This is a genomic window from Stenotrophomonas sp. HMWF003, assembly GCF_003061285.1.
GTDB lineage: Bacteria > Pseudomonadota > Gammaproteobacteria > Xanthomonadales > Xanthomonadaceae > Stenotrophomonas > Stenotrophomonas maltophilia_AP.
The window spans coordinates 4493-4857 of sequence record NZ_QAIW01000331.1 but is presented as its reverse complement, the minus strand read 5'-3'; the positions used below and the strand labels follow the sequence as shown (position 1 = coordinate 4857).

The 365-nt window shown below is 67.9% G+C and carries 1 pseudogene; it reads left to right on the top strand.

The features are described 5' to 3' along the window. Positions 1-281 (top strand): annotated as a pseudogene (locus DBR34_RS23075) (lipid ABC transporter permease/ATP-binding protein); the annotation flags it as partial. Between the last annotated feature and the right edge of the window lie 84 nt (positions 282-365).

The following is a 365-nucleotide window of genomic DNA, read 5'->3' as shown; positions in this document are numbered from 1 at the left end:
GCGCGATCCTGCGCGATGCACCGGTGCTGATCCTGGATGAAGCCACCGCCGCGCTCGACAACGAATCCGAACGCCTGGTCCAGGACGCGTTGCAGCGTCTGATGCCCGAGCGCACCACGCTGGTGATCGCGCACCGCCTGTCCACCATCGAACACGCCGACCAGGTGCTGGTCATGGACCACGGCCGCATTGTCGAGCGGGGCACCCACCACGAGCTGCTGGCCCTCGGCGGGCTGTACGAGCACCTGCACAAGATGCAGTTCCGCGAAAGGCAGGCGTGATGGCGGCCAAGGGCACCCCGACGCCGTCGTACTGGTATGACGGCAGCGCCATCCCGTTGCCGGCGCGGTTGCTTGCCCCGGTGT